Origin of the sequence: Diaphorobacter sp. HDW4A, assembly GCF_011305995.1 — a bacterium.
GTDB lineage: Bacteria > Pseudomonadota > Gammaproteobacteria > Burkholderiales > Burkholderiaceae_C > Diaphorobacter_A.
Genome location: NZ_CP049910.1, coordinates 3,361,332 through 3,384,986 on the forward strand (window position 1 = coordinate 3,361,332; position 23,655 = coordinate 3,384,986).

15 protein-coding genes and 1 pseudogene are annotated in these 23,655 nt (G+C 63.5%); 9 read left to right on the top strand and 7 right to left on the bottom strand.

Annotation, left to right across the window (positions count from 1 at the left end):
* Nucleotides 1-896: 896 nt before the first annotated feature.
* A complete protein-coding gene (locus G7047_RS15305; protein WP_166307052.1) occupies nt 897-1,793 on the top strand; it encodes a hypothetical protein in 897 nt (298 codons plus the stop codon).
* Here the strand turns inward: G7047_RS15305 and G7047_RS15310 are convergent.
* From G7047_RS15310 to gcvA, 5 genes are all read right to left on the bottom strand, one after another.
* Entirely contained in the window at nt 1,770-2,666 is an 897-nt protein-coding gene (locus G7047_RS15310) for a nucleotidyl transferase AbiEii/AbiGii toxin family protein (protein ID WP_166307055.1), read from the bottom strand. The two genes, G7047_RS15305 and G7047_RS15310, sit on opposite strands and share 24 nt — an antisense overlap.
* 202 nt (nt 2,667-2,868) lie before the next feature.
* Nucleotides 2,869-4,890: a reverse transcriptase family protein gene (locus G7047_RS15315; RefSeq protein WP_166307058.1), complete on the bottom strand. Its 2,022-nt coding sequence runs from the start codon at nt 4,888-4,890 to the stop codon at nt 2,869-2,871.
* A 550-nt stretch (nt 4,891-5,440) separates the two neighbouring features.
* On the bottom strand, nt 5,441-7,189 hold the full coding sequence (locus G7047_RS15320) for an SWIM zinc finger family protein (protein ID WP_166307061.1): 1,749 nt from the start codon (nt 7,187-7,189) through the stop codon (nt 5,441-5,443).
* 8 nt (nt 7,190-7,197) lie between these two features.
* Nucleotides 7,198-10,326 carry a hypothetical protein gene (locus G7047_RS15325; RefSeq protein WP_240939142.1) on the bottom strand — a complete coding sequence of 1,043 codons (3,129 nt, stop codon included), beginning with the start codon at nt 10,324-10,326 and terminating at the stop codon, nt 7,198-7,200.
* Nucleotides 10,327-10,475: 149 nt separating this feature from the next.
* Nucleotides 10,476-11,363, bottom strand: a complete 888-nt coding sequence (gcvA, locus tag G7047_RS15330) for a transcriptional regulator GcvA (protein WP_166307064.1) — start codon at nt 11,361-11,363, stop codon at nt 10,476-10,478.
* A gap of 123 nt (nt 11,364-11,486) precedes the next feature.
* Between gcvA and G7047_RS15335 the strand changes: the two genes are divergently transcribed.
* The 7 genes and pseudogenes from G7047_RS15335 (at nt 11,487) to galU (ending at nt 20,870) form a co-directional block, all read left to right on the top strand.
* A complete protein-coding gene (locus G7047_RS15335; RefSeq protein WP_166307067.1) occupies nt 11,487-12,701 on the top strand; it encodes a CaiB/BaiF CoA-transferase family protein in 1,215 nt (404 codons plus the stop codon).
* A 28-nt stretch (nt 12,702-12,729) separates the two neighbouring features.
* Nucleotides 12,730-13,851: pseudogene (locus G7047_RS31135) on the top strand (acyl-CoA dehydrogenase family protein); the annotation flags it as partial.
* 36 nt (nt 13,852-13,887) lie between these two features.
* On the top strand, nt 13,888-14,931 hold the full coding sequence (locus G7047_RS31140) for an MDR family oxidoreductase (protein ID WP_240939556.1): 1,044 nt from the start codon (nt 13,888-13,890) through the stop codon (nt 14,929-14,931).
* 51 nt (nt 14,932-14,982) lie between these two features.
* On the top strand, nt 14,983-15,951 hold the full coding sequence (locus tag G7047_RS15345; protein WP_166307073.1) for a tripartite tricarboxylate transporter substrate binding protein: 969 nt from the start codon (nt 14,983-14,985) through the stop codon (nt 15,949-15,951).
* 259 nt (nt 15,952-16,210) lie between these two features.
* Nucleotides 16,211-16,843 carry a VOC family protein gene (locus G7047_RS15350; RefSeq protein WP_166307075.1) on the top strand — a complete coding sequence of 211 codons (633 nt, stop codon included), beginning with the start codon at nt 16,211-16,213 and terminating at the stop codon, nt 16,841-16,843.
* A 140-nt stretch (nt 16,844-16,983) separates the two neighbouring features.
* The gene (locus G7047_RS15355) at nt 16,984-19,890 is read left to right on the top strand and encodes a valine--tRNA ligase (protein WP_166307078.1); all 2,907 of its coding nucleotides are present in this window, start codon (nt 16,984-16,986) and stop codon (nt 19,888-19,890) included.
* 92 nt (nt 19,891-19,982) lie between these two features.
* Entirely contained in the window at nt 19,983-20,870 is an 888-nt protein-coding gene (gene galU, locus G7047_RS15360) for a UTP--glucose-1-phosphate uridylyltransferase GalU (RefSeq protein ID WP_166307081.1), read from the top strand.
* Between the two features lie 44 nt (nt 20,871-20,914).
* On the opposite strand, the gene G7047_RS15365 is transcribed toward galU, so the two are convergent.
* Complete coding sequence (locus G7047_RS15365; protein ID WP_240939143.1) at nt 20,915-21,799, bottom strand: DMT family transporter; 885 nt, start codon at nt 21,797-21,799, stop codon at nt 20,915-20,917.
* Nucleotides 21,800-21,892: 93 nt separating this feature from the next.
* Here G7047_RS15365 and G7047_RS15370 point away from each other — a divergent pair, with 93 nt between their 5' ends.
* The gene (locus G7047_RS15370) at nt 21,893-23,233 is read left to right on the top strand and encodes a PLP-dependent aminotransferase family protein (protein ID WP_166307084.1); all 1,341 of its coding nucleotides are present in this window, start codon (nt 21,893-21,895) and stop codon (nt 23,231-23,233) included.
* Between the two features lie 185 nt (nt 23,234-23,418).
* Here the strand turns inward: G7047_RS15370 and G7047_RS15375 are convergent, their stop codons facing one another.
* The gene (locus G7047_RS15375) at nt 23,419-23,652 is read right to left on the bottom strand and encodes a sulfurtransferase TusA family protein (protein WP_371813797.1); all 234 of its coding nucleotides are present in this window, start codon (nt 23,650-23,652) and stop codon (nt 23,419-23,421) included.
* Nucleotides 23,653-23,655: the final 3 nt, after the last annotated feature.

A 23,655-nucleotide genomic window follows, 5' to 3' on the forward strand; every position in this document is an offset into this window, starting at 1 on the left:
TTCGGCACTTCGCTGCGCTCGTGCTTGTTGCTCCCTCTACTTCGTGAGGGAGTGGGGGTCTCGTGCCGTTTCACCACACACTGAGCGGCAGACCGATTTCAGCAAAGACGCACGCCGTCCCTTGAGTCAGCGCTGGATTTTTACATTAGCATCAATCACGAGGAACGACGGTTCACGACCGAGGCTGTGTGAAAACACCATCGTGTGCGGTCAAGCTGAAAACTCGACCTCTCAGATCGATCTAGGATCGACGATCACGCTGTCGGGAATGGTTTTGCCACTCCCGAAAATGTGACCTTTTCGCGTTTTCACACAGCCTCGACCCATTGCGGTCATAAGCTTCGATACAGCGTAGATGCTCGCACGTATACCGGGCGACGTTGACCGCGAGCGCATCGACAGCCCTGGACAACATCAAGAGCGAGCATGGGCTGCTCATGATGCCGGGCGCGCTGAACTCGGCGCCAGACAACCTAGTTTTTAGCTGTTTGCCCGTAAGCGCCCAGCACTCCCCCAGGGGGACGCTGTACTACGAGACCCGTGGGATGAGGCACCGGATGGAGGTCACGCCCTGGGTAGGACACGGGGCTGTCATGGGACTGCGTTGTGTGCGCGATTTTCAATTCCTATTCGTGCTAGTAAGCATATATGCTTACTAGCATATCATACATATTGCAGCTTCGCAGAAGGCACGAAGAATCAACAACTTGCAGAGCATTAGCGTGATTAATGAATTAATGGGCATATATGCCCATTAATTATAAATCTTTTTTTAGGTATGTCAAGTGCAGGAATGGGGTTAAGTGAATGATTTATCGAAGCTTATTTTCTTGACAGCGTATGATAATAAATTTATGCTACTAGGCATATATGCCTAGTAGCACGGAGGTTGATCGATGATTTCACGGATCCAGATCGCGAAACCAGACATCCTTAAGGAGTTCTCGCAGGGGTCGTCCATCTTGCGGTTGCGTGATGTCGCAGAGGTCTTCAACCAGAAGCGCGAGTTTTGGCGCCTGGCCAAGAGCATGTCGCTCACCGCGTTCGTGCGCTTCATGACCGAGAAGACCGACCTTCGATCAGTCAGCTATCGCTTCCCGCAGCGGCATGTTTCTGGGTACACGTGGGGTGAAGTGCCGATTCTGGAGACGCTTCTTGGACTGGTCGAGGGCAGTTACCTCAGCCACTACACCGCGCTACGGGTTCACGGCCTTACCGAACAAGTGCCCAAGACGATCTACTTCACCAAGGAGAAGTCGAGCGGTTCGGCATTCGGCCGAGAGGCAAACGAGCTGTATGATCAGTCGGCCATTGACACTGCGTTCAGTCATCCTCCGAGGGCATCCAAGAACGAGCTTGAACTGACCAAAGAGCAGGTTCGAGTGGTGATGCTGGAGAGCGCCTATCAGGGCAACCTCGGCGTGACCGCTGGCGAGGTGAACTGGGGCGGCTCCCGGCCGCTGAATCTTCGCTATACCTCACTGGAACGGACGATGATTGACGTCGTCGTTCGCCCCTTCTATGCAGGGGGAGTCTTCGAGGTTGCCAAGGCCTTCGAGAACGCGAAGACAAAGCTCTCAGTAAACGCCATGCAAGCCATGTTGAAGCGGATGGCCTTTGGCTACCCGTACCACCAGGCGATTGGCTACTACTTGGAACGCGCCGCCTACAAGCCGACCGTAGTCGAGCTATTCCGACGGCTTCCAATGGAGCGGGACTTCTACCTCACCCACAACATGGGCAAGACCGCCTATAGCAGTCGCTGGCGCTTATTCGTTCCAGAAGGCTTCTAGCTTCTTGACCTCCCTCACCACAAAGTCGAAATAGTGGTCGAAGGGTCCGACCTGTACACCAGGCTTCATCGCCGCTCGAACCTCCTCGTACCCTAGGGCGTGGAAGTCTCTTGTCTCCGGGATGTTCGCCAAGAACAAGAGCGGAACACGCTTGGCGGCAAACATCTGCATGACCATCTGTTGCGACTCCTCTGCCGACAAGTCGATGCCGAACTTCCTGACCAGGGCCTCAATGTCGATGAAGTCGCGAGCGCGCTGATTCCCCAGGTTTGAGCGTTGAATAATTTGTCCGTACTCCGGCATCTGTTGGCAGATGGCACGCAGCTTCTCGCACACGATCATTGCAGGGGAATAGACGTAGATCGTGTAGCCATCGAGTTCGTGGGCTTCCTTGTGCTCCACATACTCGTGCCGGCTGATGTCAATGGTGAACTTCGGGCCTTCGCCTAGTCGGATGGCCTCGCGGCGCATCTGTGCAAGATCCCGTCCCACCTCGCTGGCCCGCCTATTCGAGATCAGTTTGAACTCGACGAGATACCCACCCCAAAACGACGCTAGCTCGTCAGGCATTCGCCCTGGCCGAACCGACAGTTTGATGTCGAACGCAAGGTAGCTCTGCAGATCGAAGGTGGCTTCCAGCGCCCGCTGGAGGTTTGGAAGGACAGCCTCGTGATCCAGGTCGTCCTTCATAGAGAAGTCCAAGTCCACCGAAGCTCTGGAATTGACTTGGTGAACGATGTCCATCGCGTTGCCACCCTTGAGCACCAAGACGTCCATCAGTTCATCGTCGGCAAACATGGCCACGATGGCGGCCCGCTTTATAGCCTCCAATTGCTCGCCGGTCGGAACCTCCGCGGCTGCCCCCTTCTTCATAGCATCTCCCGTTGTCGCTTCTGCATGTTGTCTGAATCCGGTCGTGAGCATACCTGTCAGCCAATTGATCTGCAGCAAAGACCGTTGCCGCTGCAGACCTTCCCTGCAGCCAGCAACGACGGCTTCTGGCCGACTGCTGCCATCCATGGATACGGGCCTGAAGTCTGCATGAGCTCTGCCTCCCTCATGCAATTCCCGCCCCTCACCCCACCCCACGCACCAGATACCCCAACAGCGTAGCCACCACCAGAATCCCCATGAACACGTCCCAGCGTTGCTTGCGCATGTAGTACAGCGCGATGACGGCGACCATGGCGAAGATAGTGATCAGGCGGTTGTGCAGGATCGATCCCAGGAAGAAGGTGATGGCGATCTGGGCCCAGTAGACCATCATGTTGCGGGTGCCGCGTTCCTTTGGCGGGTCGGACTGCGGCGCGGTCTGTGATGCGTTCTGCTGACGATTTCCTGATTGCGACGTGCGCGCGGTCCCGTTGGCGTTGCCGCCGGTTTGCGGTTGCAGTTGCAGTTGCGGTTGCGGTTGCGCGGATTGGCGGGCGGCCTTGCGGTCTTCGCGGCGTTGTTGGTCGGTTTTTTCGAGCACAGGGGCGCTGGGCTCGGCGGGTTGCCACCAGGTTTTTCCGTCGGCGCGCACGGGCGGGTGTCCGGCGGCGGAGAGACGGCGGAAGTCTCCTGCGTTGGTGGTCGTTGCACGATCTGCGCGACTGGCAGCGAGTAGCGCGTCATTGGCTCGGTCGATGGGGTTGCGCATGAGTTGCTGTGCGCTCGCCAGCAAGGGCTTGCCTTGCCTGGCGTCGATCTGGTGCACGAAGGTGGCGAGGCCCAGTAGTTGCGATGGCTGCGCTGCATGGCCTTCCCAGTGTGCGGGTTTGGCTGCGGCGCCCGGTTGAGATGCGCGGTGCAGTGCGGCGCGCAGGCGTCTGCGGGTTTCGCGGGAGACGCTGGGGGTGTCACCGTTGACGACCAAACCGGTCACCTCCTGCCTGCGGCCCTTGCGCATCACGCGTTCCTTGTCGGGGTGCGGCGTGAAGCCTTCGTCGCGCAGAATCCAGCGCACGCGGCCAAGCAGGCGGCCGACGTTGTCGTGTGCGGCTTCACCGGATGCGGAGAACGTGAGGTCGTCGGCATAACGCGTGTAGACAAAACCGAGCTGAGCGGCGAGGCCCTGCAGACGGCGGTCCATGCGGCGGCACAGCAGGTTGGTGAGCATGGGACTGGTCGGCGCGCCCTGCGGCAATACGCGCTCCCGCGCCTTGCCGCCGACGAACAATTTCTCGCCATCCACCTGCCAGACCTGCGCGCGGTTTTCGCTGCACAGCAGCGCGAACACGGTGGCGATCTTCTCGCCGTAGCCAAGCTGGCGGAATACTCCCTTGATGCGGCCAAAGGCGATGCTCGGGAAAAAATCCTTCACATCGAGATTGATCACCACGTCCTGCCCCGCATGCGGTTTGGCGTTGCTGATGATCGAGCGGCCGGCGAGAAAACCGTGCGCCGCATCATGCGCGGGCATCTTCGCGAGCACGTTGTCGAGCACCCAATACTGCGCACGCTTCAAACGCGGCATGGGCGCGGAGATCAGGCGCTCGCCACCCGTTTTCTTGGGCAGAGTGAACGAGTGGTAATGGTGCGAGCGCGCCACCTCGCGGTGAAAGCTCAGGAACCGCAGTTCCGCCACGCTCACGCCCATAGACTGCGCGAGCTGCGCGGCGCTCGTCAACGCGGGCAGGCCGTTGACCGCAAGCCGCGTGAGATCTGGCACCGCGCGATCACGGGCGCGCTTTGGTTTCTTGTCGCTCTGCGCTATGGGCTCATCGGCATCCTGCAGCGAAGCCGAAACACCCGGACCCAGATAACCCACATGCGTGGCACGCTTGTCATGCCACGCCAGCGCCTTCTCATAACGCTGCTGCGCCTGCGCGCGCTTGGTCACCTCGCGCTTGTCGCGCGCGTCCTTCATGCGCTGCTTGCGCATCTCGCGCAGCGCCCGCTCGGGATCGCGGCGCACCGCCAGTTGCTTGTGCAGCTCGGACAACTCGCGCTGCAACTCACCCTCGCGCCGGATCAGCTCCTCGGCCAACTGCGGCTGGCCCGAGTCCTTGGCCCAGAACCCCAGCCGCTGCATTTCCTCAAGAATGACTTCCTGCTTGCTCGACTGCGAAATGCGCTCGTAGATTTCCGCACGGGTAGGTTGAGGATTGCTCATGCAATACCTCCAACCAAAGAACGTGAATGAATCCGGATTTCAACGGCTGAACCACGAAGCGCAGCGAGCGTACGAATCAACAGCCACAACGACAAGACAGCCCCTGAGACGCGGCGTCGCGGGCGCAGACAGTACTCCGGTACGGCAAGTCCGCGCAACAAAGTATCACGGGCTGTATTGTCGCCCCCGCACGACCGACCAACCGAAGCCGCAAGGCTTCGTGAAGAACAAACAGACAAAAAAGAGGAAGGGGGAAAAGAAAAATCCGGAGCAACGTGCATCTCGTCGAAGAGCCTGTAAGGCTCACGGGACGGGAGCTGTTCGCTCGACGCCACCCCGCGACGGTAGTGCAGTTTCGCTTGTGGCAAGCCACTCAGGAAATGCACTACCGTCGCTGGGGTGGCACAGTGAAAACGGCGCCCGTGGTGCATGAAACGGCAGTTCACAAGGGCGGCGATACACCGCCCGGATTGCAAGAGCCTGCGCGTTGCTCCGGAAGAAAAGAGTTTAGTGGAAACCAAAGAACAATGGGTGAAAAAAACGTTCATCCTCACGCGATTTCTCCCGGGCTCGTGGTTGTCTTGTCGTTGGTCGCTTCGCCAACGCGCTTGGCGTGCGTGCGCGTCGCGTCGAGTTCGGGCTGGGCCATCAGGCGCAGCGCCACGATGTGCTGGCACGGGCCTTGGTAGAGCTTGTGCTGCTGGAAATGATTGCAGGTGCAGGTCGCATCAGTCATCTGCTCGTCGGCGTTCAATTCCAACTGGGTTTCAAAATAACGCTTCGCGTCATTACCACGAGCGATCTTTCCGCGGATGCGGGTGTGGCCCTCAGCATAGTCAAGCGACGGCATCGGCACCTTGTGCTCACGGATCAATGTGAGCGCGGCCTCTTCCTCGGGCGATGCGGGCACCAGCACCTGATCGGCGGTGAGCGGCTCACGCAGCAGCTCGCGCCATGCATAGCGCTCGGCCGACAAGTCGTAGACCGCGCGGCCCGCGTGCATCCAGTTGGTCATCGCCGCATGCACCTGCGCGGCTGACAGGCCTGTCGCTGCAGCCAGTTCCTGCGCCGTGGCCTGCCAGCGTGACTGCAGGTGGTTGCCCACCGCCTTGATGTCCGCATCCTTCACATCGGCCTGCGGTGCGAGCAGATGAAAGCGCGCGCTGGCGGCCCAGTCGTTCGCGCTCCAGCCTGACAGGCCAAGCGTCACGGTGACCAGCCCCATATCGATCACCCAGAAGCTCGGCATGCCCGTGCCAAGCAGATGCACGCGCACACGCGTGGCCTGCGAGATCAAACGCTCCAGCGTAAGCAGCCTGCGGCGTCCCCACATGCGTATCGTCTTGCCATAGGTGAGCGGCTCGCCCACCACCTGCGAGCGCTTGGTGACCAAGCGCTTTTCCCATGGCTCGAACACGATGACCGGCGCGGTGTTCGGGCGCAGCTCGAAGCGCATGGAACGCGGGCCGTGCTTCTCGCGCTGGCCGCGCAGTTGCGCGCAGATGTTGAACAGATCCATCGCATGCAGATCGATCACGGTTGCGGGCAGCGCCATCGCGCTCGATACCTGCAGAAAGCCGCGCAGCCAGCTGTCGGGCAGATCGATCTTTTCCTCGCGCAGGCCGGGGTCGTCGCCGGTCTGCACGTCAAAGCCCGAGGGATCGAGCTGCAGCCGCGTGTCCTTGTAGTTGCGGATCTTCTGGAACTCTTCGTAGAGGCTTGCTGAGTAGTCGATGTTGGTCGTACCGCACTGCATCTCGCCCGCATGCTCGAACGCGGCATGTTGGATGCTGACCGAGCAGTAGCTCGATTCATCCTGGCTGAACGCCTCAAACAGCAGCCGGTCCGGGTGCACAGTGATCACCGGATCGAGTACATACCAGAGGTCGCGGTTGTTCTGGTACAGCCAGTCGAAGTATTTGCGCTGCGCCTTGTAGAACGGACTCAGCGCCTTGGATTTGCTCGCGTAGATGGTCTTGAGCTCGGTGCGGATTTCCTTGGCGCGCTCCTCGGCGCTGCCGGTATCAGCCATGAAGCCCGCAAGCAACTGTGACTCGTGCTCGGCCAGCCATTGGCAGTAGGCGGACTTGTCGCGGCCGCGCGTGCGCATGTCGCTCACTACCACGTCGTGCAGCGCGGAGAGACCCTCGCGCACCTGCAGATAGGCGAGGCCATCGCGCTTCAAGGTGCCGTCAAAACGCGTGGGCTGTCTGAGCAGATCGGGGGCAAATGAAAACGATTGGGAGGCTGCCGTGTCACTGACGTTGGTCGTGCCGTAGTACTGGTATCTAAATTCCATTGCAGACCTCAGTGGACGACGGGGATTGCGGCGGGGGTGGCGACGGGAGTTGCGCCGCTGCGCGCACGCGGCTCGGCAGCAACGGGCTGCATGAAGCTCTGCGCCAGTTCGGGATGGCGGGCCGCGATGTCGCGCAACCCGGCCACGTAGTCGGGCTGATCGGCAAGACTCGCGCTCACCACCTGGCGCGCGAAGATGCCAGCGACGACCGCCGCCGTCTGCGGCGAATCGAGCTGCGAGCGCAGAAAGCCCAGCACCCGCGTTTTGCTGGCGCGCGCGCGATACACCTGGCTGAGCACCGCCAGAAAATACGGTTGCAGCTCCACAAGACGCGCGGCGCGATCCGTGGGCGATTCGTCGGGCAGGCTCAGCAGCCACTGCGTCACGAACAGCTGCCCGCTGGTGCTCGGATGCTGCGAGAGTCGCGTGAGGCACATGCTGGCCTCGGGCGCGCTCATGCGCTGAGTGAGCCGCTGTCGGCCCAACGCCTGCACCCAGACCTGCGGATGATCGACCCACGCGATCAGCAGCTCGGGCGACAACGCCGATGCAGGCAAGCGCTCGCCAAACATGGTGCGCGCGTATTCCTGCGTGTCCGCAAAGCGCGCATCGGCGAGCGGCAGCAACTGCTCGGCCTGCTCCGGCGTGGTCGCATCCATCGGCGTGAGCCGCGCATCGAGACTGCGGCGGCCACGCGCGCGCACATCCGTGTCGGCATGCCGCGCAATCGTGGACCACTGGCGCAGCGTGTAGGCATCGTCCCCCAGCGATTCAAGCGCCCATGCGCCATAGCGCTGCGCGCCCGTCGCACGCGCCTGTAATGCGCGCCATGTGCCCGATGCATCGCGCGCGGGCGCCACGTCTTTGAGCGGGCCGGTCAGCAGCGCGAGCACATCGTCGTATACGCCCTCGCCTTCTTCGGCGCGGAACAGCACATCGTGCAGGCGCTCGGCAATGCGCGCGTTGCAGCGCGAATCCCCAGCAAGCCGCGTGATGATGGGCGCCACCGCCCGGCGCAGCTCGCGGTGCGGCGACACGGCGAACTCGGCCAGCACATCGGCCTGTTCGTAGAGCACATCGTCGGGCAGACTGCCGAGCAATTGGATACCGCAGGCCACGCGCGCGGGCTCGTCGGAGCCCAGCAAATTGCGCAACGAACTCGCGGGCAGCGTCTGCAACGCGGCGGGATGCACCAGCACCCAGGCCGTTGCGATCTGCACCAACGGCGTGAGCGAATGCTCCAGCAGGCGCAGCAGCGGTAGTGGCGGCACGCCCGACGCATGCCTTGCAAGCGGCGTATTCTCGGCAAACAGCGAGACGATGGTGTCACGGATGTCGGCGAGCGCGGGATTCGATTCATCGACCGTCGGCAGCGCCGCCAGCAGCGCTAGCGCCACTGCGGCCCCATCGGCAAACGACAGCAGCGCCACGCCCTGCGTGCGCAGCACGGCGGCCGGAGAAATCAGCAGCGCCGCGATCAGTTCGGCGTCCGCCGCCGCGCCCACGCGGTCACGTGAAAGCCAGGCGCTCAAGTAGTCTGCCGCTGGCCCATCGCCGCATTGCGCGAGCACCAAAAGCCACGGACGCAGCGCCTCGTTATCGCGCAAATCGGCCATGTGCTTTTGCGCGACAGCAAGACCGAGCGCGGCAGCAGGTGCATAACTCTGATGCAGCAGCGCCGCAATCTGCGCGGGCTCTCGCTGCAACAGAAAATCCATCTGATCGGAGAGCGCGCGCGTGAACGCCCAGAGCAGCAGCCGCGACTGGCTCTGGCCGACGAGCGCGAGCAATTGCGGCGCGTGCGCGTTCCACATCTCCGAGAGGCCCTCGACGCGATTGGGCGCAAGACGCTCCACGTCGATCGGCATGCTCACACCCCAGCTCCAAGCACGATGCGAGGCATGCAGATCGGCCCAATGCGGCAGCACCAGCCGCGCGGCGAGCAGCCACTGCATCTCGGGCAGCGTGCGTCCGCGCGACGCGGGCGCGGACGCGCAGAGCTCGTCCATGCGCCGCAGCAGCACCACGGCCAGCGTCGGTGCCTGGCTGTGCTCAGCAGCGGCCAGACGCCGCAGATGCCGCCAGCCGCGCAGACGCATGTAGAGCGCCGTCTCGCGATGGTATTGGGCGAGCGTGGACTTGCGGCCATCAAAGCGGCCATGCAGCACGGCCAGCGTCGCATGGTCGTGCCGCCACTCCGCGCGCTTGTAGATGCGCTTGACGGCGGGCCAGAGATCGCTGGTCAGGTCGACACGCTCCAGCTCGTCGTGCGAGGCACGCGCCATGGCCTCATCGAAGCAGCCGAGTTCGTCGAGCTGCAACAGCCGCTTGGCATCGTCAGACAACGTGCGTGACTTGCGCCGCGTGCGGCCGTCGAACGAATCCACAGCGTCGCGCTCGGCAAACAGCTGGCGCACGGGCTCAAGCGCCGCATCGCGCTCCGCAGCGCCAAGCAGCGCCAGCCAAGCCTGCCGTGCGATGTCGCGCGTGGCGTCGCTGCGCCCGCGCTCGGACAGCGCCTGCATGGCCGCCGCCGCACCGCCATCACCGAGGCGGCCGATCAGATACGCAAGGCAGTAGTCGAGCAGATCGTCGCCCGACTCGAGCAGCGCGATCAGGCGCGGCACCTGAGCGTAAAGCAACTGCTGCGCCTGCCCTCCGCGCACCGGATCGGCATATTCCGCAAGCCGCCAGACAAGCCTGCCCTGCTGCTTGGCCGCCAGCCGACGCCACGCGCCGCCGTCGAGCTTGGCGCACAGCGCAGCGATGGCACCGGCTTGCGCGGGCGACTGCGCCGCGCGAGCCGTTTCAGATGCCTTCGCATCAATCGCCGCGACCTGCGCCACCACCTCATCAAAGCCCTGTTGCGAGGTCAGCACCTCGCCCGCCGCAAGCCGCTGCTGCAAATAACCCAGCGCCCGTTGCCGCGCGAGCACTAGCGTCACGGGCATGGGCGTCAGCGTGCTCTCGTCGACCTTCACGACCAGCCCCGCCTTGAGATGCGTGGTCTGCAGCGTGACCACATGGCGCGCGGAGGCGGCATCCCCCGGCTGGTCCAACGCCACCACGCGCAACGTGCTGATGCGTTCGTTGGGACCTTGGGTTCTGGACAGTACGGCTTGAGCGACGAGGTTCATGCGGTGGGCATCATTCAAATGAGTGAGCTGCGGCACGTCAAACGCGCCGCATAGCGCCCACGATGTCAGTCAAGAAAATATCGGATGGAGTGTAGAACACCTTTCGCGAGTGCTCACTTTTTTCGATCTCTCGCGCACCCCATCACGCGCTACATCTGCCCGTCAAACGCTGCGCCCTGCGCCAACAGCCAGTCGCAGAAAGTCTTCACCACAGGGTCATGCTGGCGCTCCGCGCGGGTGATGAGAAAGTAGCCGGGCGTGGGCAGCACCTCGGTGCCGAACGGTGCGACCAGCCGCCCGGCAGCAAGGTCGGTGGTGACCAGTGTCGAATAGCCCATCGCCACGCCGATGCCGTCGATGGCGGCCTGCAGGCAGAAGTACAGATGTTCGAGCTCCAGCGACTGCGCGGGCACCACGCGGCTGTGGTGGACAGTGGTCAGCCACTCATCCCACGCCGAGAGCCGCGCCGGGCAATGCAGGATGGTGTGGTGCTGCAGATCGGCGATCTGCGCGAGCGGCAGGTGCTCCAGCAGGCTTGGGGAGCAGACCGGAAACGCCGTCTCCGACACCACATGCGCCTTGTGCAGGCCGGTCACGTCCTGTGGCTCGCGGCGGATCACCACGTCGATGTTGGCGGGCAGGCGGCTCATGGGTTCGAGGCCGGTGCTGATCTGCACCTCGATGTGTGGGTGCAGCGCACGGAACTGCGCGAGGCGCGGGAACAGCCAGCGCATGGTGAACGTGGGCAGCGCGTTCACCCGCAGCACCTCATGCGCGCTGATGCTGCGCGAGGCCGAGGCGATGGCCGCCAGCGCCGGGCTGATCGAGTCGAGATACAGCCGCCCCTGATCGGTGAGCGCGACCGACTTGCCAAGGCGACGGAACAGCGGCACGCCCACCCATTCCTCCAGCGCCTTGATCTGATGGCTGACCGCGCCATGCGTCACCGACAGTTCGTCCGCCGCGCGCGAAAAGCTCAAAAGACGCCCTGCGGCCTCGAAGGCCCGGATCGATGTGAGCGGGGGAAGCTTGTGCATGCAGTGTGAATTTTACTAACAAGACACCCCAGTTTATATCGTTTGATTTGCACGGTGACTGCAGATTAAATTTCCATCCAGTGCAGCGATGTGAATAAATTTTTCCCTCGGAGACAGTCCCCCATGCTTTCAGGCAAACGCATTCTCGATCTCAGTTGGGTCCTCGGCGGCCCGTTCGCGGGCCAGTTGCTCGCGCAATTGGGCGCGGAGGTCATCAAGGTCGAGGCGCTCGATGGCGACTACGCGCGGCGCGTGCCGCCAGTGCTCGACTCGGGCGATACGCCGTTCTTTCTTTCAGTCAACCGGGGCAAGCAGAGCATTGCGCTCGACCTGAAATCTGCCGCAGGCAAGCAGGCGCTCGACGATATGGTGCGCGAATCCGATGCGGTGATCTACGGCTTTGCGCCATCGGTGCCCAAGCGTCTCGGACTCGATTTCGAGACGCTCAGCGCGATCAACCCGCGCATCGTTGTGGGCCAGCTCATCGGCCTGCACGACCAAGGCGAATGGGCCGACGCACCCGCGTTCGACCTGATGCTGCAGGCCATGAGCGGCGTGATGAGCATCACCGGCGAAGAAGGCGGCAAGCCGGTGCGCTTCGGCTATCAGGCGGCGGACTTGGTGGGAGGCCTCTACCTCGCGCTCGGCACCGCCGCCGCGCTTGCGAAGGTGCAAACCACGGGCCGGGGCGAGCAGGTGCAGGTCTCGCTGTTCGACGCGCAAATCGCCATGCTGACCTGGCAGGCGCAGGGCTGGCTCACCGGCGGCCCGCTGCCGCGCGCCACGGGCGCGCGCCACGCGATGATCGCGCCGAGCGACATCTACCTTGCCAAGGACGGCAAGTGGCTCGCGCTCGCGCCCACCGGCGAGCCGTTCTGGCGCAAGCTCTGCGAGACCATAGGCCGCGCTGATCTGCCCGAGGATGCACGCTTCTCGACCGGCGCGGGCCGCATCGCGAACATCGAGGCGCTGACGCAGGCGCTCGGCGACGCCATCGCTACGCGCGACTCAAACGAATGGCTGGAGATATTCAAGCAGGCGCGTGTTCCGGCGGCGCTGGTGAACAACGTCGAAGAAGCCCTCAGCCATCCGCTGACTGCTGCACGCCAAATGGTGGAAGACGTGCCACGCCCCGGCTCTACCGATGCGGTGAAACTGCTTGGCAACCCGTTCAAATTTGCGGGCATGCCCGATCTGCCCTACCCACCCGCCTTCGCCCATGACACAGCCGACGTGCTGCAGCGCGTGGCCGGGTATTCGCGCGAAAAGGTCGAGGAACTGGCGCGCAGCGGCGCGATCCGCATCGCCGAACCCGTCGCTGAAGCTGCAACAGCCTGACGAGATCCATACGCAAGGAATCACACTGATGGAACAACAGAACTACCACATCGCCAACACCACCGAGCTCGTCAGCGCCCTGCAGTCCTTTGGCGAGCGCGTCGTCACCCCGCTCGCAGCACGCCCCGCGCAGGACCAGCAATGGGCCGGGGATGCCATCCGCCAGGCCTGCCGAGAGGGCCTCTGCGGCATCGAAGTGCCCGCCGATCTGGGCGGCCTCGGTCTGCCGCTTCAAGCGCGCATCGATGCCGCGCAGACGCTCGCAGCCGTGGACTTCGGCTTCGCGTTCGGCTTCATCAACCACCACAACGCCATCTTGCGCATCGCCGAAAGCGGCTCGCGCGAGGCGCGTGACCAATACGTACCCGCAATGCTGCGCGGCGAGCTGATCGGCTGCACCGCGATGACCGAAGACGGCGCGGGCAGCGACTTCGCGGCCATAGGCATGGCGGCGACCAAGGTGGACGGCGGCTGGCGGCTCAGCGGCGCCAAGCAGTGGATCGCCAACGTGCAGGGCTGCGAACTGGCACTGGTCTTCGCGCAGACAGACACAAGCCAGGGCGCGGCGGGCATCGCCTGCTTCATCGTGCGCATCGATTCCGCGCAATGCCGCCGCATGGCCGACAAGCCCATGGACGGCATCGCCATGGGCGGCATTGGCGGCTTTGCGCTCGACGGCTATTTCGCGGCCGACAGCGATGTGCTCTACCCACCGGGCGCGGGGTTCAAGCAAGCGATGGCAGGCGTGAACAAGGCGCGGGTGCATGTGGCGGCGATGGCCGCTGGCATGCTGCGCGGCGCGCTCGCGCAAGCCACGGCGCATGCGGCCTCGCGCATGGTGTTCGGCCAGCCGGTGCTCAACCAGCAGGGACTGCGCTGGTCGCTGACAGAAGTGTCGATGACCGAGAACATCCTGCAGATGCTGATTCAACGCGCGGCGGACCTGATCGCCAGCGGAAGCGAGGATGCCGTCGAGGCCGCCGCCATGGCCAAGCTCTATGCGGGCAACGAGACGCTGGATGCCATCGCCGCCTGCATTCAGGCACTGGGCGCACGCGGCATGGCCTACGGCGAAGGCCTCACCCGCAAGCTGCTCGCGGCCAAGGCACTGTGCCTGGCCGATGGCTCCAACGAAATCATGCGTGACCGGCTCGGCGCCACGCTGGCGCAGCGCCATGCACGCAGCATGCGCTCGCAGCAGTCGTCGTCTTCAAACACGGGCGGTGTGCCAACACCGCTCGCGCAGTTCAACGCCATCCGCATCACCAAGCCGGACGGCGGCCAATACGGCGCGGTGCTCGACTCGCTGACGCAGGCCGATCTGCCCGATGGCGAGGTGCTGGTGCGCGTGAGCCACTCGACCATGAACTACAAGGACGCGCTCGCCATCACCGGCAAGTCGCCCGTGGTGCGCAAGTTCCCGATGGTGCCGGGCATCGACTTCGCGGGCGTTGTGGAAGAAAGCGCCGACCCGCGCTTTCAGCCCGGCGACGCGGTGCTGCTCAACGGCTGGGGCACGGGCGAGGTGAGCTGGGGCGGCCTCTCGCAATACGCGACCACGCGCGCCGACTGGCTGATCCGCCTGCCTGCGGGCATGAGCGCCGAGCAGGCCATGTCCATCGGCACGGCGGGCTATACCGCGATGCTCTGCGTGATGGCGCTGCAGTCGCACGGCCTCGCGCCCGAATCCGGACCGGTGCTGGTGACGGGCGCGAACGGCGGCGTGGGCAGCATCGCCATCGCTCTGCTCTCGCGCCTTGGCTTTCTGGTCACCGCATCAACCGGGCGCATGGAGGAAGCGCCGCACCTGCAGGCCCTCGGCGCAAGCGCAGTGATGGACCGTCACTCGCTTAGCGCGCAGGGCAAGCCACTGCAGAAGGAAAACTGGGCAGGTGCGGTCGACGCCGTGGGTAGCCACACGCTCGCCAATGTGCTCGCCACCATGCGCTACGGCGGCGTGGTCGCGGCCTGCGGGCTGGCGCAGGGCATGGACCTGCCCGCCTCGGTCGCGCCGTTCATTCTGCGCGGCGTCTCGCTCATCGGGGTGGACAGCGTCTACGCGCCCATGTCCCGTCGCCAGACCGCCTGGGATCGCTTGGCCGTAGAGCTGCCCGCGAGCGTGCTCGGCAGCAACACGCGCCTGATTGGCCTTTCCGAGGTCATCCCGCTAGCAAACGACCTGCTGGCCGGACGCGTGCGTGGCCGCATCGTCGTCGACGTGAACCGTTGAGCAGCCAAGCCAATCGAACACGCATTCATCACAACATCAAGGAGACAATAAATGCAACGCCACCGCTTCATCCGCAGCGCCCTCGCGCTCGCCGCCACCTGCCTTGCGCTCGGGGCCATGGCCCAGAGCAACTATCCGAGCAAGCCGATCAGGCTCATCGTGCCCTTCCCGCCGGGCGGCTCGGTGGACTATGTCGCGCGCACCATCTCGCAGAAGCTCGCCGAGAACATCGGCCAGAGCGTGGTGGTGGACAACAAGGGCGGCGCGTCCGGCACCATCGGCACCTACGAGGCCTCGCGCGCCGCGCCCGATGGCTACACGCTGCTGCTGGTGTTCGATTCGCACGCGGTCAACAGCAGTCTCTACGACATCAAGTACGACACCTTCAAGTCCTTCGACTACGTGAGCCTGATCGGCACCATGCCGATGGCGCTGGTCACCTCCAAGAAGTCGGGCTTCGCCACGGCCGACGCGCTGATCAAGGCGGCCAAGGCCAATCCCGGCCAGATCAACTACGGGTCGTCTGGCGTGGGCGGTTCCAACCATCTGCAGCCGGTGGCGTTTGCGCGCACCGCCAACGTGAAGCTCACCCATGTGCCTTATCGCGGCGGCGGCCCGATGCTGTCGGCGCTGCTCGGCGGCGAGGTGGACATGGTGATCGGCAGCCTACCCACCGTCATCAACTACGCCAAATCCGGTCAGGCCAATGTGGTGGCCATCGGCACCAAGGAGCGCATCAAGCAGTTGCCTGATCTGCCGACCATCGACTCCGCCGTGCCCGGCTATACCGCGCAGTCCTGGGTCGGGATGATGGCCCCGGCCGGCCTGCCCAAGCCGGTACTGCAGCATGTGCAGGCGGCCCTGCAGAAGACGCTGGCCGACCCCGCCGTCAAGACCAAGATGGAGAACGACGGCTTCAACATCGTCGGCAGCAGCCCTGCGGAATTCGAGAGCATGGTGCGCACCGAGTCCAAGCGCTGGGCCGAGATCATCAAGGCAGAGAACATCAAGGTGGAGTGATTGGCGGCGGTCTTTCGCCACCCCGTCTCCTGCACTCATCCTCGCGGCGCCCCGGCGGAACACCCTCCGGCGGGGCGCCGCCTTGCTTTGGAGCGGGCTTTTTTCAAAATTCCCACCCCGGTTTGCGCGCGTCCTGTGATCTGAAACAAATCCCCAAATAGCCATGCCCTCACGATCAGGGCATCAGCAATTGATGATTTCATTTCCGTAAATCAATTTCGATTAGTAGAATTTCGATTTTCGCTCCCGGAGACACACCATGAACGCCGTCCCATCCCCCGCCCTGCTCAAGAAGCTGCCCGCCCCGGCCGCCATCCAGCAACTGCACCACTACGCCTACAAGGCCCGCGACGCCGAGGAAACGCGGCATTTCTACGAGGACATCCTCGGCCTGCCGCTCTATCACATCATCCAGAGCGACTACGTGCCGTCCACGGGCGAGTACTGCCCGTACACCCACTTCTTCTTCCGCCTGCAAGACGGCTCATTCATCGCGTTCTTCGACATCGGTGACGACGAGAAGCCCCTGCCCTCGCCCAACACGCCCCTGTGGGTGAACCACATCGCCTTCCGCGTGGACACGGTGCAGGACCTCGAAACGACCAAGGCACGCCTGCAGGCCCATGGCGTCGAGGTGCTGGGCATCACCGACCACCACATCTTCAAGAGCATCTATTTCTTCGACCCGAACGGCATCCGCCTTGAACTGTCCGCACAGCTCGCGGGCGAGGCGTTGATGGCGCGCGAAAGCCGCTCGGCCCACGCGCGCCTGGCAGAGTGGACCGAGCGCAAGCAGCAATGGCGCAAGGAGCGCGCGGCGGGCTCGAACGTCGTGCCGCTCAAGCCGCAGGCCAATGACAGGCCCGAGTTCGTACCGCCGCCAAAGCCCTGATCAGCGGTACATTCACCTGCGGCAAGGGCCGCAATCCCTGCAGAACCGGAGGAGGCGCACGAAAAGAATAAAATGGCGTGAACCCCTCCGACCATTGCCACAACGGCATCCCACGGGATGCCGTTTCTATTTGCATTGCCATGAGCGACAACAAGATTGCACAACCCGGCCTCGACAGCCTCTCCAAATCCTTCGAACCCGCCGCCATCGAGGCCCATTGGGGACCCGAGTGGGAAAAACGCGGCTACGGCAACGCGGGCTACCGCGGCACCGGCGCGCCGAATGCAGAGTCCGTCGAAGAACACAAGAACTTCGCCATCCAGCTACCACCACCGAACGTGACCGGCACGCTGCACATGGGCCATGCGTTCAACCAGACGATCATGGATTCCCTCACGCGCTACTACCGCATGAAGGGCTTCAACACCGCCTGGGTGCCGGGCACTGACCATGCGGGCATCGCCACGCAGATCGTGGTGGAGCGCCAATTGCAGGAGCAAGGCGTGAGCCGCCATGACCTCGGCCGTCCGCAGTTCGTAGAAAAGGTCTGGGAGTGGAAGGAGCACAGCGGCAACACCATCACCACACAGATGCGCCGCATGGGCGACACCGTGGACTGGACGCGTGAATACTTCACCATGGACGACAAGCTCTCCAAGGTGGTGACCGACACCTTTGTGCGCCTGTACGAACAGGGCCTGATCTACCGTGGCAAGCGCCTGGTGAACTGGGACCCGAAGCTGCAATCCGCCGTGTCCGATCTGGAAGTGGAAAACGAGCAGAAGGATGGCTCGCTGTGGCACATCGCCTATCCGCTGTCCGACAAATCCGGCCAGCTGGTGGTCGCGACGACGCGCCCTGAAACCATGCTCGGCGACGTGGCCGTGATGGTTCACCCCGAAGACGAGCGCTACAAGCACCTCATCGGCCAGACCGTGACGCTGCCACTGGTGGGCCGTGAAATCCCGATCATTGCGGACGACTACGTGGATCGCGAATTCGGCACCGGCGTGGTGAAGGTCACGCCTGCGCACGACAACAACGACTATGCCGTGGGCCAGCGCCACAAGCTGCCGATGATCGGCGTGCTCACGCTCGAAGCCACCATCAACGACAACGCGCCCAAGAAGTACCGTGGCCTGAACCGCTTCGTGGCCCGCAAGGCCATCGTGGCCGATCTGGAAGCGCTCGGCCTGATGGTCGAGATCAAGAAGCACAAGCTGATGGTGCCGATCTGCACGCGCACCGGCGAAGTGATCGAGCCCATGCTGACCGACCAGTGGTTCGTCGCCATGACCAAGGTGGGCGAAGGCGATGCGACCGGCAAGTCCATCGCCGAAAAAGCCATCGACGCCGTGGCCAGCGGTGAGGTAAAGTTTGTGCCCGAAAACTGGGTGAACACCTACAACCAGTGGATGAACAACATCCAGGACTGGTGCATCTCGCGCCAGCTCTGGTGGGGCCATCAGATTCCGGCGTGGTACGACGAAGATGGCAACTGCATCGTCGCCCGCAACGAAGCCGAGGCACAGGCCAAGGCCCCAGGCAAGAAGCTCACGCGCGATGCGGACGTGCTCGACACCTGGTACTCCTCCGCCCTCGTGCCCTTCAGCACCATGGGCTGGCCTGAACAAGGCGAAGCCGCCGATTCCGACTACAACCTCTACCTGCCCTCCTCGGTGCTGGTGACGGGCTACGACATCATCTTCTTCTGGGTCGCCCGGATGATCATGATGACCACCCACTTCACGGGCCGCGTGCCGTTCAAGCATGTGTACATCCACGGTCTGGTACTGGATGCGCAGGGCAAGAAGATGTCGAAGTCTGAAGGCAATGTGCTCGACCCGGTCGATCTGATCGATGGCATTTCGCTGGAACCATTGCTCGACAAACGCGTGCAAGGCCTGCGCCGCCCTGAGACCGCGCCCAAGGTGCGCACCAATACGCAAAAAGAATTCCCCGAAGGCATTCCAGCGTATGGCGCAGACGCGCTGCGTTTCACCTTCGCCGCGCTCGCCACGCTGGGCCGTTCGATCAACTTCGACAGCAAGCGCTGCGAGGGCTACCGCAACTTCTGCAACAAGCTCTGGAACGCCAGCAAGTTCGTGCTGATGAACTGCGAAGGCTATGACTGCGGCCTACAGGAACACACCAAAGAACAATGTCAGCCCGGCGGCGAATTCGCGGGCTATATGCACTTCAGCCAGGCAGATCGCTGGATTTCGTCGGTGCTGCAGAAGACCGAAGCCGAAGTCACCAAGGGCTTCACCGAGTATCGCCTCGACAACGTGGCCAACACGATCTACGACTTCGTGTGGAACGAGTTCTGCGACTGGTATCTGGAAATCGCCAAGGTGCAGATCCAGACCGGCAACGAAGCACAGCAACGCGCCACGCGCCGCACGCTGATTCGCACGCTCGAAGCCATCCTGCGCTTGGCGCACCCGATCATTCCGTTCGTGACGGAAGAGCTGTGGCAGAAGGTTGCTCCGGTGGCCGGCCTGCCAGGCGAATCGGTGGCGATTGCGCGCTACCCGGAAGCCCAGCTCGCCAAGATCGATGAGACATCGATCGCCTACGTCGGCCGCATCAAGCAGATGGTGGACTCCTGCCGCACGCTGCGCGGCGAGATGGGCGTATCGCCCGCGCTGCGCCTGCCGCTGTTGGCCGTTGCAAGCTCTACGGCGGATGCCCAGTTCCTGCGCGACAATGCCGCCGTGCTGCAAAACCTGGCCAAGCTCAGTGAAGTGAAGGTGTTCGACGACGAAGCCGCCTGGGCCGCCGAAGCGCAGAACGCACCGGTTGCCATCGTTGGCGATGCGCGTCTGGCGATGTTCGTTGAAGTGGATGTGGCAGCTGAGAAGATTCGCCTCGGCAAGGAAGCCACGCGCCTTGAAGCCGAAATTGCCAGCTCCGAAAAGAAGCTCGGCAACGAGGCCTTCGTCGCCAAGGCCCCGGCCGCCGTGCTCGAACAGGAGCGCACCCGCGTGTCCGAAAAGACCGCCACGCTTGCCCGCATCAAGGAGCAGTTGGCCCGCCTGGGCTGATATGCTCGGGTTGATTCCGCTACCGTGAAGCAACAAAAAGGCGCAGCAACCACTGCGCCTTTTTTCCAGATTTCGATTGAAGGTTCTCTCGCATGACCAACAACACCCGCGTTCGCAAAGCCGTTTTCCCTGTGGCCGGTCTCGGCACCCGTTTTCTGCCCGCCACCAAGGCATCGCCCAAGGAAATGCTGCCGGTGGTCGACAAGCCGCTGATTCAATATGCCGTGGAAGAGGCCTACGAAGCCGGCATCCGCGACATGATCTTCGTGACCGGCCGTAGCAAGCGCGCCATCGAAGACCATTTCGACACCGCGTACGAACTTGAGAACGAGCTCGAAAACGCGGGCAAGAACGCCATGCTCGATCTGGTTCGCAGCATCAGCCCGGCGGACATGAACTGCTTGTTCGTGCGCCAGCCGCGCTCGCTCGGCCTCGGCCACGCGGTGCTCTGCGCCGAGCCGCTGGTGGGCAACGAGCCCTTCGCTGTGCTGCTGGCCGATGACCTGATGCGCGGCGAGCCCGGCGGCCCCGGTGTGATGAAGCAGATGACCACCGCCTTCCAGAAACAGGGCCGCTCGCTGCTGGCCGTGCAGGAAGTACCGCTCGAGCAGACCAAACGCTACGGCATCGTCAAGGGCGAGGCCGCTGGCGGCCCGCTGATGCGCATCGATGAAATCGTCGAGAAGCCCGCTCCTGAAAAGGCTCCTTCGCGCATGGGCGTAGCTGGCCGCTATGTGCTCACGCCCGCCATCTTTGAAGAAATCCGCAACCAGCCCAAGGGCGCTGGCGGCGAAATCCAGCTCACCGACGCGATTGGCCGCCTGATGTCCAACGAGACCGTCTACGCATTCCAATACACCGGTCGCCGCTACGACTGCGGCAGCAAAGAAGGCTTTTTGGAAGCAACTGTCGATCTGGCACTTCAGCACCCGGATGTCGGCTCAAGCTTTCGCGAATATCTGAAAACACTGGACCTCTGATCATCAGCGCGTTCACCCTGTTTCGCCTCATGATGCACCCCGCGTCATGAGGCGAATTTCTTGGCCCCCGCCACGCACAGCACCACGGCCAGCGTCACGAACAGCATGGCCGCGCTCACTTGCTCGTGCAGCAAGGCGGCAGCGAGCGCAAGGCCCAGAAACGGCTGCAGCAATTGCAACTGCCCCACCGCCGCAATGCCGCCCTGCGCCAGTCCGCGATACCAGAACACAAAGCCGAGAAACATGCTGAACAGCGCCACGTAAGCGAGGCTCAGCCAGCCCGGCACACTCACCGCATCCAGCCGCGCGGGCCACCACCAGAGTGCCGCCAAAGCCATCACCGGCAGCGACAGCACCAACGCCCACGCGATCACCTGCCAGCCGCCGAGCGTGCGCGCCAGCCGCCCGCCCTCGGCATAGCCGAGCCCGCAGAGCACGATGGCCAGCAGCATCAGCGCATCACCGATGGGTGCAGCCGTCACGCCCTCGCGCAACGCAAAACCTGCTACCAGTGCGCTGCCGATCAGCGAAAACACCCAGAACACGGGCCGTGGCCGCTCGTCGCCGCGCAACACGCCGAACACCGCCGTCGCCAGCGGCAACAGACCGATGAACACGACGGAATGCGCCGAGGTCACATGCTGCAGCGCGAGCGCCGTGAGCAACGGAAAGCCCACCACCACGCCCGCCGCCACCACGGCCAGCGAGCACCATTGCGCGCCCTGCGGCCAACGTTCGCGGCGCAGCAGCACGATGGCGAGCGCCAGCAAACCCGCGATGCTCGCACGCGCCACGGTCAGAAACAGCGGATCGAAATCCTGCAGCGCCAGCCGCGTCGCGGGCAGCGAGCCGCTGAAGATCACCATGCCGATCATGCCGTTCCACCACCCGCTGGAAGCTGCGCCGTTGCGCCTCGAGTCGTCCATCATCAGCCCCATTGAATCCCGCAAAAGCTGCGTATGCGACGCATGCTAAATCCGTAATTCAATACAATCAAAAAATTGTCATGGATACATTGCACAATGACCGATCTCCGCACCCACACCCGCTACAAGTCGCTCGTGGACCAGTTCGCGCAGGACATCCGTTCGGGTCTATTGCCCGCAGGCACGCGCCTGCCCACGCACCGCAAGCTCGCGGCAAAGCACGGGCTCGCCTTGGTCACCGCCACGCGCATCTATGCCGAGTTGCAGGCCATGGGGCTCGTGAGCGGCGAAGCGGGGCGCGGCACCTTCGTGAAGGATTTGTCGCTGCCGCTGGGCCTCGGCGTGGACTATCCGGCGCAGGCCCCGGATCATGCCGACCTCACCTTCAACAGCCCGTTGATCGCAGGCCAGACCGAGCTGCTGCGCACCACCCTGCGCCAGCTCGCGAACTCGGGCGATCTCGAATCGCTGCTGCACTACCAACCGCATGCGGGCAAGCCCCAGCACCGCGCCATCCTCGCCGCGCACCTGCGCACGCGCGGCCTGCAGGTCGATGCGTCGCGGCTGCTGTTCGTCGATGGCGCGCAGCATGGACTCACGGTCACCGCCATGGCGCTGCTCAAGCCCGGCGACGTGGTTGCGGTCGATGCCCTCACCTATCCCGGCTTCAAGCTGCTGGCCGAATCACTGCGATTGGAACTGCTGCCGATTCCCCCGTCAGGCAACGGCCCCGACATGAAGGCGCTGGAAGCGCTCTGCGCACGTCGCAAGGTGCGTGCGATCTACGCCATGCCCACGATGCACAATCCGCTTGGCTGGGTGATCAGCCTCACGCGCAGGCAAAAGCTCATCGCCATCGCCCGCATACATGGTCTCGTGATCATCGAGGACGCCGCCTATGCGTTTCTGGCGGATGCGCCGCCACCGCCGCTAGCCGCGCTCGCGCCCGACATCACGGTCTATGTGAGCGCGCTCTCCAAAAGCATCGCCACAGGCCTGCGCGTGGGCTTCATCGCAGCGCCCGAGCCGCTACTGCCGAAGCTTGAGCGCGGCATCCGTGCGACCACCTGGAACACTGCAGCCGTCATGACCGCTATCGGCTGCCGCTGGCTGGAAGATGGCACGATTGAACAATTGGAAGCAGGAAAGCGCGAGGATGCAGCCGCGCGCCAGGCCATCGTGACCGAGGTATTCGACAGCATGCGCCTGCAGCGCCATCCGCACTCGTACTTTGTCTGGATTCCACTCTCCGAGGACCTGCGCCCCGATCAGGTGGCAAGCGCCCTGCTGCGCCAGCGCATCGCGGTATCGACCGCCGAGCCCTATGCGACCACCCCATCCACGCCGCGCGCACTGCGGCTGGCGCTGGGCTCGATTCCGCTTGCCCAACTGCGCGCCGCCTTGATCACGGTGCGCGAAGCCATCGCGTATGGATGATGGCCGTCGCACAAAAAAGAAGCACACAACCCGCGTGAGTCAGCTATTCATGGTTCCTCGCACAGCGCACAAAACTGGCGCGCCCCATGCGAGAGTAGCCGCGCAAGGGCCGCCCCGCAGCGCTGGCTGCGGCCCCCTCCCGCGAAGCGAGAGAGGGGGAAGGCGCGAAGCGACTCAGGGGGTGATCACCTACGCTTGAGAATATGAACGAACTCGTCACCCACCGCCTGCTGCTCGACCAGCTCGTTGCCAGTCTGCTTGGCGAATGCCTGAAAGTCGCGCATCGAGCCGGTGTCGGTCGACACCACCTTGAGCAACTGACCGCTCGCCAATTCAGCCAGTGCCTTCTTGGCTCGCAGAATGGGCAGCGGACAGTTCAGGCCACGCGCGTCCACTTCCTTGTCTACTTGAATATCCATGTT

Bases quoted from the DNA above. Each gene is read 5' to 3' on its own strand.
- G7047_RS15370 (WP_166307084.1), top strand. From the start codon at position 21,893: ATGACCGATCTCCGCACCCACACCCGCTACAAGTCGCTCGTGGACCAG.
- G7047_RS15345 (WP_166307073.1), top strand. From the start codon at position 14,983: ATGCAACGCCACCGCTTCATCCGCAGCGCCCTCGCGCTCGCCGCCACC.
- G7047_RS15305 (WP_166307052.1), top strand. From the start codon at position 897: ATGATTTCACGGATCCAGATCGCGAAACCAGACATCCTTAAGGAGTTC.
- G7047_RS31140 (WP_240939556.1), top strand. From the start codon at position 13,888: ATGCGCTCGCAGCAGTCGTCGTCTTCAAACACGGGCGGTGTGCCAACA.
- G7047_RS15350 (WP_166307075.1), top strand. From the start codon at position 16,211: ATGAACGCCGTCCCATCCCCCGCCCTGCTCAAGAAGCTGCCCGCCCCG.
- G7047_RS15320 (WP_166307061.1), bottom strand. From the start codon at position 7,189: ATGGAATTTAGATACCAGTACTACGGCACGACCAACGTCAGTGACACG.
- G7047_RS15355 (WP_166307078.1), top strand. From the start codon at position 16,984: ATGAGCGACAACAAGATTGCACAACCCGGCCTCGACAGCCTCTCCAAA.
- G7047_RS15335 (WP_166307067.1), top strand. From the start codon at position 11,487: ATGCTTTCAGGCAAACGCATTCTCGATCTCAGTTGGGTCCTCGGCGGC.
- G7047_RS15325 (WP_240939142.1), bottom strand. From the start codon at position 10,326: ATGAACCTCGTCGCTCAAGCCGTACTGTCCAGAACCCAAGGTCCCAAC.
- G7047_RS15315 (WP_166307058.1), bottom strand. From the start codon at position 4,890: ATGAGCAATCCTCAACCTACCCGTGCGGAAATCTACGAGCGCATTTCG.
- G7047_RS15310 (WP_166307055.1), bottom strand. From the start codon at position 2,666: ATGAAGAAGGGGGCAGCCGCGGAGGTTCCGACCGGCGAGCAATTGGAG.
- gcvA (WP_166307064.1), bottom strand. From the start codon at position 11,363: ATGCACAAGCTTCCCCCGCTCACATCGATCCGGGCCTTCGAGGCCGCA.
- G7047_RS15375 (WP_371813797.1), bottom strand. From the start codon at position 23,652: ATGGATATTCAAGTAGACAAGGAAGTGGACGCGCGTGGCCTGAACTGT.
- galU (WP_166307081.1), top strand. From the start codon at position 19,983: ATGACCAACAACACCCGCGTTCGCAAAGCCGTTTTCCCTGTGGCCGGT.
- G7047_RS15365 (WP_240939143.1), bottom strand. From the start codon at position 21,799: ATGATGGACGACTCGAGGCGCAACGGCGCAGCTTCCAGCGGGTGGTGG.